At 48.0% G+C, this 16,636-nt stretch carries 17 protein-coding genes; 8 read left to right on the top strand and 9 right to left on the bottom strand.

All coding sequences use genetic code 11. The features are described 5' to 3' along the window. Positions 1 to 530: 530 nt before the first annotated feature. The 4 genes from PPO43_RS05085 to PPO43_RS05070 are packed head-to-tail and all read right to left on the bottom strand — an operon-like array spanning position 531 to position 4,137. On the bottom strand, positions 531 to 1,811 hold the full coding sequence (locus PPO43_RS05085) for a beta-ketoacyl-[acyl-carrier-protein] synthase family protein (RefSeq protein ID WP_272620726.1): 1,281 nt from the start codon (positions 1,809 to 1,811) through the stop codon (positions 531 to 533). Further along, a complete protein-coding gene (locus PPO43_RS05080) occupies positions 1,804 to 2,259 on the bottom strand; it encodes a 3-hydroxyacyl-ACP dehydratase FabZ family protein (protein ID WP_272620725.1) in 456 nt (151 codons plus the stop codon). The genes PPO43_RS05085 and PPO43_RS05080 overlap by 8 nt, the downstream gene beginning before the upstream one ends. A gap of 6 nt (positions 2,260 to 2,265) precedes the next feature. Continuing rightward, positions 2,266 to 3,051, bottom strand: coding sequence for an enoyl-ACP reductase FabI (locus tag PPO43_RS05075; protein ID WP_272620724.1), 786 nt, complete (start codon positions 3,049 to 3,051; stop codon positions 2,266 to 2,268). A 27-nt stretch (positions 3,052 to 3,078) separates the two neighbouring features. Next, entirely contained in the window at positions 3,079 to 4,137 is a 1,059-nt protein-coding gene (locus PPO43_RS05070) for a type III polyketide synthase (RefSeq protein WP_272620723.1), read from the bottom strand. Positions 4,138 to 4,277: 140 nt separating this feature from the next. Here PPO43_RS05070 and PPO43_RS05065 point away from each other — a divergent pair, with 140 nt between their 5' ends. Both PPO43_RS05065 and PPO43_RS05060 read left to right on the top strand, forming a co-directional pair. Then, complete coding sequence (locus PPO43_RS05065; RefSeq protein ID WP_272620722.1) at positions 4,278 to 5,189, top strand: pyridoxal-phosphate dependent enzyme; 912 nt, start codon at positions 4,278 to 4,280, stop codon at positions 5,187 to 5,189. Beyond that, positions 5,186 to 6,115, top strand: coding sequence for a bestrophin family protein (locus PPO43_RS05060; protein ID WP_272620721.1), 930 nt, complete (start codon positions 5,186 to 5,188; stop codon positions 6,113 to 6,115). Before PPO43_RS05065 ends, PPO43_RS05060 begins: the two co-directional genes overlap by 4 nt. Positions 6,116 to 6,633: 518 nt before the next feature. Here the strand turns inward: PPO43_RS05060 and PPO43_RS05055 are convergent. After that, entirely contained in the window at positions 6,634 to 7,224 is a 591-nt protein-coding gene (locus PPO43_RS05055) for a carbonic anhydrase (protein ID WP_272620720.1), read from the bottom strand. 41 nt (positions 7,225 to 7,265) lie between these two features. After that, complete coding sequence (locus PPO43_RS05050; RefSeq protein WP_272620719.1) at positions 7,266 to 7,907, bottom strand: hypothetical protein; 642 nt, start codon at positions 7,905 to 7,907, stop codon at positions 7,266 to 7,268. A 102-nt stretch (positions 7,908 to 8,009) separates the two neighbouring features. Here PPO43_RS05050 and hutH point away from each other — a divergent pair, with 102 nt between their 5' ends. The 5 genes from hutH (at position 8,010) to PPO43_RS05025 (ending at position 13,204) form a co-directional block, all read left to right on the top strand. Then, positions 8,010 to 9,512, top strand: a complete 1,503-nt coding sequence (gene hutH / locus PPO43_RS05045; protein WP_272620718.1) for a histidine ammonia-lyase — start codon at positions 8,010 to 8,012, stop codon at positions 9,510 to 9,512. Positions 9,513 to 9,519: 7 nt separating this feature from the next. Next, on the top strand, positions 9,520 to 9,873 hold the full coding sequence (locus PPO43_RS05040) for a hypothetical protein (RefSeq protein WP_272620717.1): 354 nt from the start codon (positions 9,520 to 9,522) through the stop codon (positions 9,871 to 9,873). Between the two features lie 469 nt (positions 9,874 to 10,342). Continuing rightward, entirely contained in the window at positions 10,343 to 11,479 is a 1,137-nt protein-coding gene (locus PPO43_RS05035) for a hypothetical protein (protein WP_272620716.1), read from the top strand. 47 nt (positions 11,480 to 11,526) lie between these two features. Next, positions 11,527 to 12,558 (top strand): DUF262 domain-containing protein, encoded by a 1,032-nt coding sequence (locus PPO43_RS05030; RefSeq protein ID WP_272620715.1) that lies wholly within the window; start codon positions 11,527 to 11,529, stop codon positions 12,556 to 12,558. Continuing rightward, the gene (locus PPO43_RS05025; RefSeq protein ID WP_272620714.1) at positions 12,551 to 13,204 is read left to right on the top strand and encodes a HEPN domain-containing protein; all 654 of its coding nucleotides are present in this window, start codon (positions 12,551 to 12,553) and stop codon (positions 13,202 to 13,204) included. The genes PPO43_RS05030 and PPO43_RS05025 overlap by 8 nt, the downstream gene beginning before the upstream one ends. An 80-nt stretch (positions 13,205 to 13,284) precedes the next feature. Here the strand turns inward: PPO43_RS05025 and PPO43_RS05020 are convergent, their stop codons facing one another. From PPO43_RS05020 to PPO43_RS05010, 3 genes are read right to left on the bottom strand one after another with little or no spacing between them, the layout of a single operon-like run. After that, the gene (locus PPO43_RS05020; protein WP_272620713.1) at positions 13,285 to 13,641 is read right to left on the bottom strand and encodes a gliding motility protein GldC; all 357 of its coding nucleotides are present in this window, start codon (positions 13,639 to 13,641) and stop codon (positions 13,285 to 13,287) included. Between the two features lie 9 nt (positions 13,642 to 13,650). Continuing rightward, positions 13,651 to 14,448: a diaminopimelate epimerase gene (gene dapF / locus PPO43_RS05015; RefSeq protein WP_272620712.1), complete on the bottom strand. Its 798-nt coding sequence runs from the start codon at positions 14,446 to 14,448 to the stop codon at positions 13,651 to 13,653. Between the two features lie 43 nt (positions 14,449 to 14,491). Next, the gene (locus PPO43_RS05010) at positions 14,492 to 14,773 is read right to left on the bottom strand and encodes a hypothetical protein (RefSeq protein WP_272620711.1); all 282 of its coding nucleotides are present in this window, start codon (positions 14,771 to 14,773) and stop codon (positions 14,492 to 14,494) included. A gap of 351 nt (positions 14,774 to 15,124) precedes the next feature. Here PPO43_RS05010 and PPO43_RS05005 point away from each other — a divergent pair, with 351 nt between their 5' ends. Next, complete coding sequence (locus PPO43_RS05005; RefSeq protein ID WP_272620710.1) at positions 15,125 to 16,582, top strand: S1C family serine protease; 1,458 nt, start codon at positions 15,125 to 15,127, stop codon at positions 16,580 to 16,582. The last annotated feature ends 54 nt before the right edge of the window (positions 16,583 to 16,636 follow it).

Below are 16,636 nucleotides of genomic sequence, written 5' to 3'. Positions count from 1 at the left end.
AGCTGGCCGCCGCTATGCTGCGGGGCTCACAAGACTGTTCGGCCCTGCGCAGGCGAAGCCTGCTTGGTCTGGCCTTCGGCCACCCCTCCGCAGCGCTGGGCCGCTCATCAGGGCGGTTTTGCTTGGTCCTTCTTCTTCGGCCTTTTGGTCCGCCCTTTTAAGCGGTATTCGTCGCTGCGCTCCTCATTTGTCAATATGTCCCCGCCCACCCACCCCTCTGCGGGATTCCCTAAGGAATCCCTTGGGGAGGCGGGCAAAAGCTAGCTGCAGATTTGGTCCAAGTTCAACGCATGAGGGTGTTAACCCTCATGCATATAAGATTGCGAAGCAATACCGCTTCTTGCTGTAGGTTTTAACCTACAAGCACAGATAGCAGGCGGCAAAGCCGCCGCAGGCTGAGGGGCTGTAGCAGGGCCGCCGTAGGCGGCAGACCGAGGCGCTTTGCGCCGAAGGGCCGAGCGATCAGCGAGCTGCGCAATGGCCCGACCCGAAGGCCCAAAGGGCCGGAGGGGCAGCCCCAAAAGAAAATACTAGTCCTCCCAGCGGGCAAAAAGCAAACAACTATTCACATCGCCAAAGCCAAAACTCGCCTTGGCCATATAGCGCAAATTGGCGGCCTCTGTTTGCAGGGGAATACAACTGGCCGCAATCTGGGCCGCAATTTCGGGATGAAGATCCTCCGCATTTTTGCTGGGGTGCAAAAAGCCATGGACCAGCTGCAAGACCACTGCCACCGATTCAATCGCTCCCGCTGCCGACAAACAATGGCCAATCAATGACTTTAGGCTATTAATCTTAGGGAAATCATCGGCAGAGCGGCCCAAAGCCCGCACCCAAGCCCCAATTTCAGCGGGATCTCCCATGGTGGCCGTCAAATGACCCGAAATAGCATCCAGCTCCCTAGCCGAAATGCCCGCATCAGCTAGGGCCAAGCGAATACAGCGCTCTATCGCCTTGATGTTAGGGGCCGTCATGCTACCGCCTTGGCGCTGTCCGCCCGCATTTAAATGTCCCCCCTTTAGTTCGGCATAAATGCGAGCGCCACGGGCTTGGGCCGAAGCCAAACTCTCCAAAACCATAGCGCCAGCGCCGCTGCCAGGCACAAAGCCCGCGGCCTGCTCGCTCATGGGGCGCGAAGCCTGTTCTGGATGCTCATTAAACTTGCGACAAAGCACCCGCATAGAATCAAAACCCGCCCAAATATATGGACCAGAACTATTGCAGCTACCCACCAACATTCGCTCCGCTCGTCCCGACCGAATGCGCTCATACCCCATTAATATAGCTTCGCTGCCCGTGCTGCAAGCCGCCGAATTAGAACTCAACTGATTACCCAGGCCCAAAAAGCCACCCAAATAAGCGCTAATGCTGCTCTCCATCGTCTGTTGGATTAGAGAAGAGCCAATGCGGCGAACCTTGCCCGCATCTACTTTATAAATCCCCTCTCGAACAACCTCAATGCTGGATTGTCCCCCCCCAAAGATGCAACCCGCGGCCCAATCGGGCTCTTCTTCCTTTTCGGTTATAGGCAAGGCGGCATCCTGCCAAGCTTCTAGGCCTGCCAAACAGCCATACAAAAGTCCAGAGCCTTGAATATATCGCCTTTGTAGGGGCGTCAAATAACTATTGATATACTCTTCGGTTAAAGGGGGGGAGCCTGCCACACGACAAGCAAATTGCAATTCTTCTAAATCCGAGCGATAGCTAATTCCCGATTGGCCCGCCTGCAAAGCAGCCAAAAAATCCTTGCATCCCAAGGCATTGGGGGCAACAACCCCCAAACCTGTAATCACGACTCTATGTTCAGGCATCTGTTTTTGTTTTTTTGCTCCACATGCCCGCCAATTCGGCTTGGGCAACCAATTCGCCCGCTTCATTATAGGCAGAGGCATTTACTCGAAGCTGTTGGAGACGAAATAATTTCTTTTTGGCTTCTACTCTAAGCAATTCTCCTGGCCGATGGGGCCGATAAAAATTGACCTTAGAACTACTAAAGGCAATTTGTGGGACCTCCTGCAGCTCTTTTTTCAATAAATAAATGCCTAGGCAAACGAGCCCAATCTGCGCCATGCACTCCAAAAGCAAAACCCCAGGGGTAATTGGGTTTTCTGGAAAATGATCGGCATAAAAGGGGGCCTCTTTAGCAAAGCGGTACTGCCCTATAACGCCTTCTTTATTCAGCGCCAATAACTCATCTACAAAGCAGAAGTTAGGGCCATAGGGGAGCAGGGCTAAAATATCTTGGTAGTTATCTTTCATCTGTTGTTAAATCAATCGTTCTCCGCCATCTACGGGAATAATGGCACCATTAATCCAAGCTGATTCTGCTCGACAGAGTAGCTCAATGACTTTGGCTACATCTTCGGCCTCCGTCATTCGGCCCAAAGGGTTTCTACTTTTGGCAAATTGGGCCAAATCATCGCTGCCGGGAATCAGTTGAAAGGAACGGGTATTCATCATGCCCGCCTGTACAATATTCGCCCGAATGCCCAAGGGCGCATACTCTAAAGCCATAGCGCGAATAATGGCCTCTAGAGCGGTCTTAGCCGCTGACACGGCCGCATAATGGGACCAAGCTCTTTGGTTTCCCCCACTGCTCAACCCCAAAATTCGAGCATCTTCGGCAAAGCGGCCTAGATTAATTAATCCCTGCGCCCAATCGACAATACTATAAGCCATGTTTTGGGCCGTAAGCTGGAAATCAGTACTCGTCAAATTATTCTGGCCCAAAAAGGCCTTGAGATTGCCCTTGGCAATGCTGTGCAATAGCAGCCGAAAGCGAGCCTCTGGCGGCAGGCGATTGGCCAGTTCTGCCAAAGATCGAGCAATTTGCTCTTTTTGCGTGGCATCTACATTATAGTGCAAAATACTCACGCCCGTTTCTAGGGCCAAAGCCTGAAAACGAGCTTGGGCCACCCGAGCATCGGCCCGCCGTTCTCGATAATAAATGCAGAGCGACATGCCTTTTTGGGCCAGTTGTTGGGCGGCCGCCCAACCTAGTCCCGAAGAGCCCCCCAAAATGAGCCCCCAAAGTTGCTGTTCCTTATACATCGGCTTTCTGATTTAGCGGGGCAATGACTACTCCCAATTCAATAATAGGCGTTGGGCAGAAAACCCTGGACCAAAACTCAACATCAGGCCCTTTTCGCCAGCGGCAATGGGCTTTTCTAAATAACGCTCTAAAACATAGAGCACCGTGGCCGAAGACATATTGCCATAGAGGCGCAAAACCTCTTTGGTTTCTGCTATGTTTTTGTCTAGGTCCGCAAAAAGACTCTCGACCAGCTGCACGATCTTCTTGCCGCCGGGATGAAAGATTAAGTGCTCGATTTGCTCGATGCTTAGCCCATGCTTTTCTATAAAGGGAAACAAAACGGCCTCAAAATGTCGCTCAATTTTGTTGGGTACTTCCTTGTCCAAGATCATTTGTAGGCCCGTGTTCCGCAGCTTGAAGCCCATCATATCAATTTCATCATAAAAATGATACATCTCTCCCGCAATGATAGCGGGTTTCAGCTCTTCGGAGGGGCCCAAGATGGTACAAACAGCCCCATCGCCAAAGATGGCGGCACTGACCATATTTACCATGCTCATATCATCTTGCTGAAAGGTAGCCGTAGGTGATTCAAAGGCAACAATGGCCGCTCGTTTACCTGGATTGGCCTGAAGCAGGTTGTAAGCATAAATCAATGCGGAGGTACCCCCTGCACAGCCCATTTCTGTTACGGGCAAACGCATAATATCTTGGCGCATTCTCAGCGCATTAATTAAGTAGGCGTCTATAGAGGGAATCATAATGCCCGTACAACTTACACTGATGATAATATCAATATCAGTAGGCTGTAAATTGGCCTTTTTTAAGGCCCCTTCTAGGGCTTGCTGCGTCAGTAAGGTATATTCTTCCGCATAACGGGCATTCTTTTCCTCAAAGGAGGTTTGCTGAAAGACCTCTTCGATATCCATAATGGAGTAGCGACGGTCGACCTGCGCATAGCGAAAAATACGCTCCACCTTGCGGCGAAAGCGTTCATCTTGGCCTTTAGCCTGTAACCAAAGATCAATATAAGGAAGGATGTCTTGAGTAGACCTAGAGTAGCGAGGCAAAGCTTTATGAGTAGATAATATTTTTATAGACAAGGGACTAGAGTTTAAGGTGATTGGGGCAAGCGATTTTTAAAATACGAGAAAAAATAGGCTATGGAGTTATTTCCTCCGCTTTTTTATCTTTCTCGAATTTGATGGAGTTCATTAAATTAAAGCCCAATAAAAAACAATTCATGCCATTACATCAAAAAACGGCCTGCCGAAAGCAATGGGGCTTGTCTCAGCGCAAAGGGCAGCATATTTATTATAAACTAGATTGCCAGCAAGCTTCGGGCTCTTTTAAAATTAGAGGGATTGGCCATTATGCGGAGGAACTTAAGGCCCAAGGCATTTTATCTTTGGTGATTGCCTCTGGAGGTAATGCGGGCCTGGCGGTGGCTTATGCCGCCCAAGAACTCCAACTGCGAGCAGAGGTTGTTCTTCCCCTAACTAGCTCTCTTTTTGTCGAGCAATTGCTCCTCGATTTAGGGGCAAAGGTTTATCGCTCTGGCGAAAGCTGGGCCGAGGCCCAAAAACTGGCCCTAGAATTAGCCAAGGCGTCCCAAGCGGCCTATGTTCCCCCTTTTGATCATCCCGCCCTTTGGGAGGGCCATAGCAGTTTGATTAATGAATTGGCGGAGCAATTGCCGCAGCCTCCCGATCTCATTTTACTCTCGGTAGGCGGCGGAGGTCTTTTTAAAGGGGTGATGCAGGGCCTAGCCGCCCATAATTGGCCCACTAAGGTGTTGTGTTTGGAGACGCCTGGTACAGCCTCCCTGCATCAGTCCTTGGCCGCAGGCGAACAAATTGAACTGCCAAAGATTGAGGGGATTGCCAGCAGCTTAGGCGCCAAAAAGATTGCTCAAGCCGCCTGGGAAGCGGCTCAATCGCCCAAGGTATATAGCCGTGTTTTGCCTGATGAACGGGCAGTTTGGGGCGTCCAACAACTCTTGACCGAAACAGGGCATCTGACGGAGCCCGCCTGCGGCTTGGTCCGTGCTGCCCTAGAGGAAGATTGGCCCGAAATCCGAGCGGCCAAACATATTTTGGCCATTATTTGCGGCGGAAGAACGATGCCGATTGAACAATTAATCTCTAACTCATGATTATCTACAAACCTTCGGGCTCTTTCCTAAGAGACATTCGCCATTTTAATCGCACTCTGGTTATTCAACGGCTGATTGCTTATGTTTTGTTTTATGGCTTGGCCGTGGCAGGACTGGCGGCCCTTTTCATCTGGGCCGATTGGTCCAAATACCTAAAATTAGACGGTCTGAGCAGCATTTTTTCCTTTTTGGGGGTGGTGCTGAGTATCCTTTTGGTCTTTCGGACCAATACAGCCTATGATCGCTGGTGGGAGGGCCGCAAACAATGGGGCGCGCTGGTTAATCACAGTAGAAATCTAGCCATTGTGGGACAGGTTTGCTTTCCCGAAGAGAATAAGGCGATCCGCCACCGTCTAGCGCTATTAATTAGCAATTTTTGCCTGGCCTTTAAGGAGCATTTGCGGGAGGGCGTACGCCTAGAGGAGCTTATTGAGTTGAGCGCTAGAGATCGACAGCTTTATGCAGAGCAACAGCATTTACCCGCCTATATTTCGGCCCAAATTCAGCAGCTAGTGGTGCAGGCTTATCGCCGTGGCGAAATCCGAGAGCTCGATCAGCTTAATTTTAAACCTCACACTCAAGCGCTGCTCGATGTTTTGGGCGCCTGTGAACGCATTAAGAAAACCCCTATTCCCTTTTCTTACGAGATCTTCTTGCGGCTCTATATTGTTTGCTACGCCCTGATTTTACCCTTTGTGATTTTGCCCAGCTTTGGCTTTTGGGGATTGCCCGTGCTGATGCTGATCCTCTTTGCCTTTCTTGGCCTCGAACTGATGGCCGCAGAGATTCAAGACCCCTTTGGCCAGGATTGTAATGACCTGCCTACGGGCGATATCGCCCATAATATTCGCAAGAATGTCTTTGAAATTCTAGAAGCTAAGCATGAAGAAGGCGCTGCCGCTGCCAATTATAGTAAGTTGTCTTAGGTGGAGGTTTTGGGGCTGCCCCTTCCTGCGGTCGGGTCGGGCCATTGCGCAGCTCGCTGTTTGCTCGGCCCTGCGCGGGCTATGCCCGCTAGGTCTGCCGCCTTCGGCGGCCCTGCTACAGCCCCTCAGCCTGCGGCGGCTTTGCCGCCTGCTATCTGTGCTTGTAGGTTAAAACCTACAGCAAGGAATGGCATTGCTGCAGAATAATATATGAATGAGGGCTAACCCCCTCATGAAGTGAACTAAAAAGGGAGGACCAAAAGGCCGAAGCCTAAAGATTTGAAGCAACAAAAAAAGTGGAGCGGCCCAGCGCTGCGGAGGGGGGGCCGTAGGCCAGACCAAAGCCGCCGCAGGCGGCTGCAGGGCCGAACAGACCTGTGAGCCCCGCAGCATAGCGGCGGCCAGCTTTGCTGGCCGCGGGCCCCAAAAAAATATCATCATCGGGAAGCTCTTGGCCCCTACAAAAAAACGCCAGCTTTTGTCGAGCTGGCGGTTTTTTTTGCCCGTTTCAATTTGACCTAAGCCTCCTCAAAAAAGTCTACATGTCCATCAGAGAGATTGTAATAGGCCGAAAAGACCTTGAGCTCTCCATGCGTGATTTCATTCTGAATGATGGCCGAATTGGCCGCCAAAGCCTCTGCCGTAAGCTCGGCATTTTTCTTTACGACCTCATTTACATTTTGAGCCTGGGGACAAGCGGCAATGGCCGGCTGAATGTAATCTAACAAATGTTTTAGGTTGTTACTTTCCGCATCGCCCTCTGCCATGGCTGCCGTGACCGCCCCGCAGCTTTCATGACCCATTACTACAATCAAGTTGACGTCTAAGTGAGCAACGGCATACTCAATACTAGCCAAGGTGGCTTTATTGGCAATATTGCCCGCTACTCGAATTACGAAAAGCTCGCCCAAGCCCGTATCAAAGGTGAGTTCGGGAACCACTCTAGAGTCAGCACAACTCAAAATAATGGCCCAAGGAGCCTGTCCTTTAGTTAATTCCTGACGGCGATTTAAGGCCTGCTTTTTCCCTTCTGTTTGTTCTTTAACAAAGCGATCATTACCCTCTTTCAAACGAGCCAATGCGGCATCCCACAATAAGTTCTTAGACATCTTGATTTAATTTTAAAGCTTGATGATTGATATGAGTCTGATTATTTATCCGAGCCAAAGCGTTTTTGCATGGCCCGAAACTCTGCTACCTCTACTCGATTCATCCAGCGAGCAACAAAGCCCAGTAGGAGCAAAATGAGCAGTAAATTGACCCCGATCCATTTTGTCTGGTTAAATGTGGAGGCCAAACACCATAAGTAGGGATCAATTTGGGGGTAGCGCCAAAGCAACAAGATAAAAGATATATTTTCTAAAAGGTCGGTGATTGCGATCAAAAAAGGGAAAAAACTTAGGCGATAAAGGCTACCTAAATAACGGGGATAGGAGTTCTGTAAAAGGAAAAGAAGCAAGGCCGAAAAGAATAGCCCATAAACGAGAGGATAAATCAAATCTAAGCTGATGTATAAGTAGCTGTGCGCTTGTCGATAGGCGGGCCCCAAATGCTCTAGCAAGGGAATTATCTCTTTTTCCCGAATGCCAAAATGAGTATCGAGCAACTGCAGCTCTTCTCCAGAGGTCAAGGGCCCCAAGGCTGCCCGCCAGCTAGCCGTTAGGTACTGAAAACGGCAAAAGATAAGCAGCATCAACAGCCCCAATAACCACAATCGCTTGGGACGACTCCAAGGGAGTAGATAAAAGTAGGCCCTAGCTAAGAACTTGACCTTATTTTTTGAGCTATTCATATCGCTTTATTTTTTTTCTAAATCTCTTCTTCTATATTCGGCCTAATCAGACAGGATTATCATTTAATATAGGCCCAAATGGGCCACAACAGCTAACAATTTATGCATTTGCTTACCGATAAGGAACTAACATTAGATGCCCTGCATCAGATTTGGACAAAACATACAAAAATTGAATTAAGTGAGTCGCTTTGGACCAAGGTAAAGGCTTGCCGCGATTTTCTAGAGGAAAAAGTGGCAAATTCAGAAGACTCTTTTTATGGCATCAATACGGGCTTTGGCTCGCTTTGCGATGTCAAAATTGGCAAGGAGGCCCTAAGCGAACTACAACATAATCTGGTCCGCTCTCATGCCTTTGGTACAGGCGATTTGGTGCCAGAGGAGCTGGCCCGCCTCATGCTGCTCCTCAAAATTCAGAATCTGGCCCAAGGCTTTTCGGGCGTTCGCCCTATCTTGCTCCAACGCCTAATTGATAGCTATAATGCGAACCTTATTCCCGTTATCTATCAGTTGGGAAGCCTAGGAGCCTCTGGCGATTTAGCCCCCCTAGCCCATCTTTCGCTCCCTATTTTAGGCGAGGGAGAGGTCTACTTTGAGGGCGAACGAATGTCCTCGGCTCAAGCCCTAGAAAAATTGGGCTGGCAGCCTCTTGCCCTCGAAATGAAGGAGGGCCTAGCGCTGCTCAACGGAACCCAGTTTTCTTTGGCCTATGGCATCTACAGTTATTGGAAGGCGGAAAAGCTCAGCCTTTGGGCCGATAGCATTGCCGCTATTTCTATTGATGGCTTTGGGGGCCTGCTTAGCCCCTTTGATGAGCGCCTTCATCTTATCCGCCCCCATAATGGCCAACTACAAACGGCCAAAAATATTAGAATCCTATTGACCGATTCTCCTTTGATGAAGGAGGAAAAAGAGGTGGTCCAAGATCCTTACTCTTTCCGCTGCGTGCCTCAGGTACATGGGGCCAGTAAAGATGCCCTGCAATATGCCAAAACTGTACTGAGCACCGAGCTCAATAGCGTAACGGATAACCCCAATATTTTCCCAGAAACAGATGCTATCCTTTCAGGCGGAAATTTCCACGCTCAGCCGCTAGCCTTGGTCCTCGATTTTATGGCAATGGCCTTATCCGAACTCGGAAGTATCTCTGAACGCCGCCTTTATCAACTCATTGGCGGAAAAAGAGGCCTGCCCGCTTTCCTTACGCCCAATTCGGGCCTACACTCTGGCCTGATGATTGGCCAATATACGGCGGCCTCTATCGCTAGCCAAAATAAACAGCTCTGCACGCCCGCTTCTGTAGATTCCTTGGTCTCTTGTAATGGCCAAGAGGATCATGTGAGTATGGCGGCCAATGCAGGGACCAAACTTTATCGCTTGGTCCATAATGTAGAGCGCCTTTTGGCGATTGAATTGATGGCGGCGCTCCAAAGCCTAGAGTTTAGAAGCTTGCCCAGCTCTCCCCAAATTGAAACTTGCCGCCAAGCTTTCCGTCAAGTCGTGCCCGCCATTGAGGGCGATCGGGTATTTGCCCAAGATTTAGCCAAGGCTATTGATTTTATTGCCAAAAAAGATAGCCCGCTGGCCCAATTGATCAATAATTAGAGCACTTTTGAAGAAAATGACCGAGGATAAGGGCGATTTTTTGGGGCCCGCGGCCAGCAAAGCTGGCCGCCGCTATGCTGCGGGGCTCACAGGTCTGTTCGGCCCTGCAGCCGCCTGCGGCGGCTTTGGTCTGGCCTTACGGCCACCCCTCCGCAGCGCTGGGCCGTTTGGCCTTCGGCCAAGGCGGCTGCGCCGCCTGCTGCAAATCGGTTACTCCCTCTGGCCGTCGAACTGCAGCCTAAAGGGCTTGTTGTGGGCTGCGGGCCTTCTTGCCGCTTTCGCTATTATTGGCTGGCCTAATTCCTCGCTCAAGCTTATTATGCTCAAGAATTTGATGGCCCAGAAAGGCTCCAAACCTTAGTTTGGAGCCTTTTTTTGTCCTTCTAAATAAAGGATCGCTTATTTTAGGGCCTAAGCACCTTTTATTTTTTGATTAGGGGGACCATAGGAAAATCAAAAGAGGGGCTTAGAATCCGCCACGGACTGCGACCATTCGGATGGATTGGCTCCGTGGTGGCCACGGAGGTCTACGGACATCTCGGATTAGCTCCGTGGCGGCCACGGAGGTCTACGGACATCTCGGATTAGCTCCGTGGTGGCCACGGAGGTCTACGGACATCTCAGATTGGCTCCGTGGTGGCCACGGAGGTCTACGGACATCTCAGATTGGCTCCGTGGCGGCCACGGAGGTCTACGGACATCTCGGATTAGCTCCGTGGTGGCCACGGAGGTCTACGGACATCTCAGATTGGCTCCGTGGCGGCCACGGAGGTCTACGGACATCTCAGATTGACTCCGTGGATTAGATAGAAAAGCTAAAAAAAATGCAGATGCTTTATCGTTGGACAACTATATACTTAATTCTCTTTGCCCTAACGGCTCCGATTGAGCAGCCCTTATGTCCTGCATATTCTGCTTTTTGGGCAGAGGGCTTGGCTCCTTTTTATAGCGCCTGTGGGGAGCTTTTGGGGATAGAAGGGGGCTATTATCGTTTAGCTTCGGATAGTACGGGCTTTTATTTACATAGTATTTGGTTGGCGGTCTTGGCGGCCTTGCTATTGTTATGGGACAAAAAAAACTGGAGTCAGCAGTTTCAGTCTTATTTGCAATTGGGCATCGTCTATTACTTAGGGATGCAATTGGGGCGTTATGGTCTAGACAAGCTGCTCAAACAGCAATTCTTTTTGCCAGAGCCCAACACCCTTTATCAGCCATTGGGGTATATCGAGAAGGATTTAGCTTTTTGGTCGGTCATGGGCAGTTCTTGGACCTATAGTTTTTGGACGGGTATAGTAGAAATCTTGGCGGCTTTAGCATTATTCTACCGGCCTAGTCGAGCATTAGGGGCTTTGTTAGCGGCAGGGGTGATGGGGCAGGTCTTGCTTATCAATATAAGTTTTGACATCAACGTCAAGCTATATTCGGCTGGGCTTTTATGGATGGCCTTATATCTTCTTTGGCCCAGATTAAAGGGGCTTTGGGCTTGGTCTACTGGGCAGGCTTTGGCGGCAAGGGCTTCTTTGGGGCCTTCTTTTTTAGGGGGGCGAAAGTGGTGGATAAAAACGCTAGTTCTTTTATGTATAGGCTTAAATATACTTTGGCCTTATCGGCATCGGCGGCATTGGAATGATGATATGGAGACTAGGCCGCCTTTGCATGGGGCTTATGTCTTAGAAGATGGACAAGAATTCTATATTCATCGTCGGGGCTATTGGATCATGCAGCAGGGGAGGAGGCAAAAGAGTTATCGGCTGCGCTATCTGCCCGAAGATGGACTTGCCCTTTATGATTTGCAGGGCGATAGCCTTCAGGCTCGTTTATATTATCGTCAAACTAGCGATCAACTCTTTTTATTTGGGCAGTGGGCGGGCCAAGATGTTTCTTGGCGGGCCAATACCTTAATATATAGAGAACTGCCGCTTTTGCGGCCTGCCCAACATTGGCGGGTAGAAGATTGGCGGGAATGATTTTTTTTTGTATATTGCTATACGTTTAAATATAAAAACATCAACTAATGGCCAGTAATACAAACACGGAAGAGAATATGAAGGTCTTGAACCTTTATCCTATTGATTATCCTTTTGAGACTTTAAATGATAGGGTCCGAGATGGAAAACTAATTTTAGATCCCGACTTTCAGCGAAAATACAAATGGGATAAAGATGGTGAAGGGCGGAGCTCTAAATTCATCGAATCTTGCTTAATGCGTATTCCTTTACCTGCTTGTTATTTTGCAGAGCGAGAGGATGGAAGCCATGAAGTGATTGACGGTGTACAAAGAATTACTACTATACGACGATTTTTTGCGGACGAATTTGCTTTAGAAGGATTGACTGTATATCCAGAATTGAATAATAAGAAGTTCTCAGAGTTAGGCACTTATCAGGCAGATTTAGAAAATACAACTATTCGTTGTGTGGTGTTGAGAAAGAACAACCCCAAAGGGCTAGTGAATGAGATTTTTGCTCGATTGAACCAAGGAGCTGTTAAGCTGAGTGATCAAGAGATTCGACATGCAATTTACCCTGGAAGTTTTGACTCTCTACTGAAAGAATTAGCCGATCAGGGTCTTCCTGCTTTTCAGTTAGCCAAGGATAAGGATGATCGAAGGGATGAAGAGCTAGTTTTACGGTACTTCGCCCTACAAAAGGATTTAAAGACTTATGATAGTAACCATGCTAAGTGGTTGGATCAGTGTATGGCTGAAAATCAGAATCTTTCAGCAACCAAAATTAAAGAGTTAAAGAAACTCTTTACCGAGACTTTAGATACTTGTGTACAGGTATTTAAACAACCTTTTATGGATGTAACCAAAGAGAAGCCTAGACATAGTAATGCACATTATGACCTAATCATGTGGTCTTTGACAGGGAGACGCGATTGGGCTTTAGCGCATAAGGAGGAAATTCAAGAAAAATTTAATCAGCTTTGTCAAATGCCTAAGTTCCAACAAAAACTATCAGGGGGAACACAGAAAAAAAGCTCTATCCTAAAACGTCGTGAGCTATGGATTTCAAAACTCTCAGAAATAGATGGCTATGAGTAACCTAAAAACAACATCCTACAAAAGATATATAGACAATTTAAATGATTTAAGGACCTTTGTAAATGACAGCCATAAGGTACAACTTGGCCAGAGTAGTGGCTCAGGAGCTGAGCAGTTTGTCATAGAACATGCTAACTTTCTGACGAAGTCGGCATTAGTACAACTTTGTGTTTGTTTGGAAAGCTATTTGAAAGACGTTTTATCAGAGATATATAAAGAGTATCAGCAAAGGGTGGCTAATGCAAATCTCCCTAAAAATGTTATCGTAATTGCATCAAGAGATAAAGAAAATAAGTTTTCTAAAGCAGCTGTAAATAAAGCAACGAAGGATTTAGAAAAAAGGGAAAATGCAGAAGCGATATTCTTGCTACAAGAAAATGAAAATGGTTTTGATGATTTCATTTCGGGAAACCCAGATAGGACGAAGGTAGCATTTTCTTATATGGGGATAGATTTGGATAAGGTTTCTTCATATATTCAGCATAAAGACTTGATCCAAAGTATTGTTTTAAAGAGGAATAAAGTGCTGCATTACAATGATCAGGCCTCGGATTTAACATTTCCAGATGTTATACAAATAAGTGCCGTATTTGAAGAGTATGTAGAAGATATAGATGCTACCATACAAACAGCCATAGCCTCCTAATTTAGCTTTTATTTGAAGTGTTAGGAATAAAAAAGGCCCAACTCCAATAAGGAGTTGGGCCTTTGGCTTTGCTTTCGGATCTACTTTTTAGGTAGGGTTTCTGTTTTTTCGCCAAAGTATTGGACAAAGCGCATAAAATCGTTGCTGAGTTGTTGGTTATTGGTAGCGCGATAGTAAGTATCGGCTAGGCCGCGTAGGGTTTGGTACATAAAGCGGTCCATTTCGTTGACCTGCATATCGAGGGTCCAGAGATCAATTTTGAGGGTATCTTTATGCGCTTTATCGAAGAGTGAGATCAGCATGGCTTTGCATTCTTCGGGGCCGTTTTGGCTATCGGAGGCTTCCCATTCAATTTTGACGGGGGTGCGATCGGCATTGAGGCCAACGGTTAGTTGAATATTATTTTCTTGGACAACTTTTTTGGTATCTTTTCCCATGATTCACTTTTATTTTTGGAGGCCGAAGTATTGGCCTTGAAAGACGGCTTGGGCGGGGCCCAACAGCCAAATATTTTTAATATCTTCTTGGTAGTCAAATTCCACGGCTAGGTCTCCGCCTTTGGCGCGGACCTCAATGCGGTGATGGCCTTTTGTTTTTGGGCCATGTTGTAGAAAGTGGGCGATAGCGGCGGCGGTAACGCCAGTGCCGCAGGCCAAAGTTTCGTTTTCGACCCCTCTTTCGTAGGTAGCAATTTGTAGTTCTGTGGGGCTGAGGACTTCTACAAAATTGACATTAGCGCCTTTTTCTCCATAGGGGGCGGCATAGCGAATTTTTCGGCCTTCTTGGACCACATCAATGGCTTCGGATTGGGCGACAAATTCGATATGATGGGGAGAGCCTGTATCTAAAAAGCAGTGAGAGTCGGCTAGATATAAATCTTTATAATCCTGCATTTCTAGGGCGATATAATTGGGGCCTAAGACCTTGGCATGGTGGAGGCCATCCACGGCCATAAAGCTACAGCTATTTTCAAACAGGCCCAAATGCTTAGCAAAGGCGACCAGGGCTCTTCCGCCATTGCCGCACATGCTACTGGGGGCGCCATCGGCATTAAAGTAGACCATTTTAAAGTCTAGTTTTGGGGCTGTTTCGAGCAGCATAATGCCATCGGCTCCGATGCCAAACTGTCGGTGGCAGATGCGGGCAATTTCTTGGGCAGAAAAGGAGAGCTTAGCCTCTCGGTTATCAAAGATGACAAAATCGTTGCCCGCTGCTTGATATTTATAGAAAGGAATGGCAGACATTTTAAAGCAATGTTAAAGAAGGATAAAAAAAGGAGGCGGCTAGCTAGTTTGCTGTATCTTTTTGATGGTGCAAGCTATTTTGTTGGATATGGCGAGAGGGGGTTGCTTCGAACTGTTGTTTTTTGAGGTCGATTTTGCCGGTCCAGACGCCATAGGCAGCAAAGGCAAAGACGAGTAAGAGGAAGGCGAGGCCGAAGTAGGTGAATTTCCAGCCCCAAATATTGCCCATATATTCTTTTCTATTTTTGCCAAAGACTTGATCTAAGGCTGCTTCTCGCCGTTCTTTGCGGCTCATGCCCTCATAGGGGTTTGGTTTTTCTCTCATAGCTCAATAGGCTTTTTTAATTGGGTGGAAGTAGGGGCGTTATTTAGCGTTTGGGCTTCTGCGGATTTTAAAGGATGGCCGAAGGCCATCATGGCCTAGCGATGTGTAGGGGTGGCCCGCAGGGCCAGACCGAGCCAGCTTGCTGGCGAAGGGCCGAGCGAAGAGCGAGCCCCGGAACGTAGCGCCCTGAGCCCTTGAGGGCGAGGGGAGGCCCAAAAAAAGCAGAAAAGACCTTTTGTACTAAACTTCTGCTAATTTTTCTCTTCAAAGCTGCAAAAGTATGAACTTCAGTTAGGATTTTAAAGTTTAAAATCAGATCTTCTAAAACAGCACCTAATCTATATATAGCCTATGAAAAATGGAATGATCCTATTGGCGGTTTCGATTTTGAGTTCGGGATTGACCTTGGGGGTTTATAAAACCTGTCTAGAAAAAGAGCGTCCTGCCGGGCAAGAAGTCATTGTGCGGGAATTTGTCCCTAAATATCAGGCGACCTATTATAATGATAGTCCTTATGGGAGTCCGTTAACGGATCGGCCCAAGGATTTTAAGGCGGCGGCCAATTTGGCTCGTCCTTCGGTGGTTCATATTCAGTCTAATGGCGGAAATGAGGAATTATTTGATTTTGGTTCTGGGGCTTCGGGTTCTGGGGTGATTATCAGTAAGGATGGGTATATGTTGACGAACAACCACGTAGTGGAAGGGGCTCGGCAGGTTGAGGTGACCCTCAATGATCGTCGAAAATACAAGGCGAAGGTTATTGGGACGGATCCGTCTACGGATTTGGCCGTAATCAAGGTGGAGGAAGAGGAATTGGATGGGCGTGAGTTGCCTGTATTGGGTTTTGCCAATTCGGATCAGCTGCAGGTTGGTGAGTGGGTCTTGGCTGTTGGAAATCCTTTTAATTTGACGTCTACGGTGACGGCGGGGATTGTATCGGCCAAGGGGCGCAACATTGATATTTTGGAGGGGACTTATTCTATTGAGTCTTTTATTCAGACAGATGCTGCGGTAAATCCGGGTAACAGTGGAGGCGCTTTGATTGATGCGGAGGGTCGTTTGGTGGGGATCAACACGGCTATTATCACGCGTTCGGGGCGTTATGAGGGGTATTCTTTTGCGGTGCCTGTGAATTTGGCGCGTAAGGTGGCCAAAGACCTAATTGAATATGGTGAGGTACAAAGAGGCTTTTTGGGCGTGACGATTCGGGACGTCAGTAATGAGTTGGCGAAGGAAATGGCCTTAAACTCTTTGGACGGGGTTTATTTGGACCGAGTCAATTCGGGGAGTGCAGCAGAAGAGGGGGGATTAAAGTCTGGGGATATTATCACGCATGTGAACAATGTGAAAGTGAAGAGTTCTCCGGAGCTTCAGGAGCAGGTGGGGCTATTCCGACCTGGGCAAGAGGTGGCCATCATTTATTTCCGAGAGGGGAAATCTTATGAGACCAAGGTTGAGCTTAAAAATGCGTCTAATGGGAATACGATAGAGGACAAGCCTCGTTCGGAGCGTTTCAGAAATGAGGCGACTATTTTGGAAGAGTTGGGGGTAGATCTTCGACAGTTGAATAGCAAAGAGCGTCGCCGCTTGGATGTAGAAAAGGGCTTGATTGTCACTAAAATTCGTTCGGGCAGTTTGATGGAAAATACGAATATGGATCGCGACTTTATTATTGAGGCGGTGAATGGCCAAAAAGTGAGCACAGAAGAAGAGTTCATTAAGGCTATTATAGCGGCAGAGGGAGAAGTGAAGTTGGATGGTTTTTATGAGAACTTTAGTGGAGATTATAGCTATGTTTTTAACAAATAATCTTTCAGTCTTTGAAGTTTGATAGTGGGCTCAGTCTTTTATAGGCTGGGCCTT

The organism is Saprospira sp. CCB-QB6, from assembly GCF_028464065.1.
GTDB lineage: Bacteria > Bacteroidota > Bacteroidia > Chitinophagales > Saprospiraceae > Saprospira.
This window is presented reverse-complemented; position numbering and strand designations above follow the sequence as displayed.

Coding starts and splice junctions, on each gene's coding strand:
- PPO43_RS05050 (WP_272620719.1), bottom strand. CDS start 7,907: ATGAATAGCTCAAAAAATAAGGTCAAGTTCTTAGCTAGGGCCTACTTT.
- PPO43_RS05080 (WP_272620725.1), bottom strand. CDS start 2,259: ATGAAAGATAACTACCAAGATATTTTAGCCCTGCTCCCCTATGGCCCT.
- PPO43_RS05060 (WP_272620721.1), top strand. CDS start 5,186: ATGATTATCTACAAACCTTCGGGCTCTTTCCTAAGAGACATTCGCCAT.
- PPO43_RS05065 (WP_272620722.1), top strand. CDS start 4,278: ATGCCATTACATCAAAAAACGGCCTGCCGAAAGCAATGGGGCTTGTCT.
- PPO43_RS05055 (WP_272620720.1), bottom strand. CDS start 7,224: ATGTCTAAGAACTTATTGTGGGATGCCGCATTGGCTCGTTTGAAAGAG.
- PPO43_RS05075 (WP_272620724.1), bottom strand. CDS start 3,051: ATGTATAAGGAACAGCAACTTTGGGGGCTCATTTTGGGGGGCTCTTCG.
- PPO43_RS05035 (WP_272620716.1), top strand. CDS start 10,343: ATGCTTTATCGTTGGACAACTATATACTTAATTCTCTTTGCCCTAACG.
- PPO43_RS05005 (WP_272620710.1), top strand. CDS start 15,125: ATGAAAAATGGAATGATCCTATTGGCGGTTTCGATTTTGAGTTCGGGA.
- PPO43_RS05085 (WP_272620726.1), bottom strand. CDS start 1,811: ATGCCTGAACATAGAGTCGTGATTACAGGTTTGGGGGTTGTTGCCCCC.
- PPO43_RS05030 (WP_272620715.1), top strand. CDS start 11,527: ATGGCCAGTAATACAAACACGGAAGAGAATATGAAGGTCTTGAACCTT.
- dapF (WP_272620712.1), bottom strand. CDS start 14,448: ATGTCTGCCATTCCTTTCTATAAATATCAAGCAGCGGGCAACGATTTT.
- PPO43_RS05025 (WP_272620714.1), top strand. CDS start 12,551: ATGAGTAACCTAAAAACAACATCCTACAAAAGATATATAGACAATTTA.
- hutH (WP_272620718.1), top strand. CDS start 8,010: ATGCATTTGCTTACCGATAAGGAACTAACATTAGATGCCCTGCATCAG.
- PPO43_RS05020 (WP_272620713.1), bottom strand. CDS start 13,641: ATGGGAAAAGATACCAAAAAAGTTGTCCAAGAAAATAATATTCAACTA.
- PPO43_RS05010 (WP_272620711.1), bottom strand. CDS start 14,773: ATGAGAGAAAAACCAAACCCCTATGAGGGCATGAGCCGCAAAGAACGG.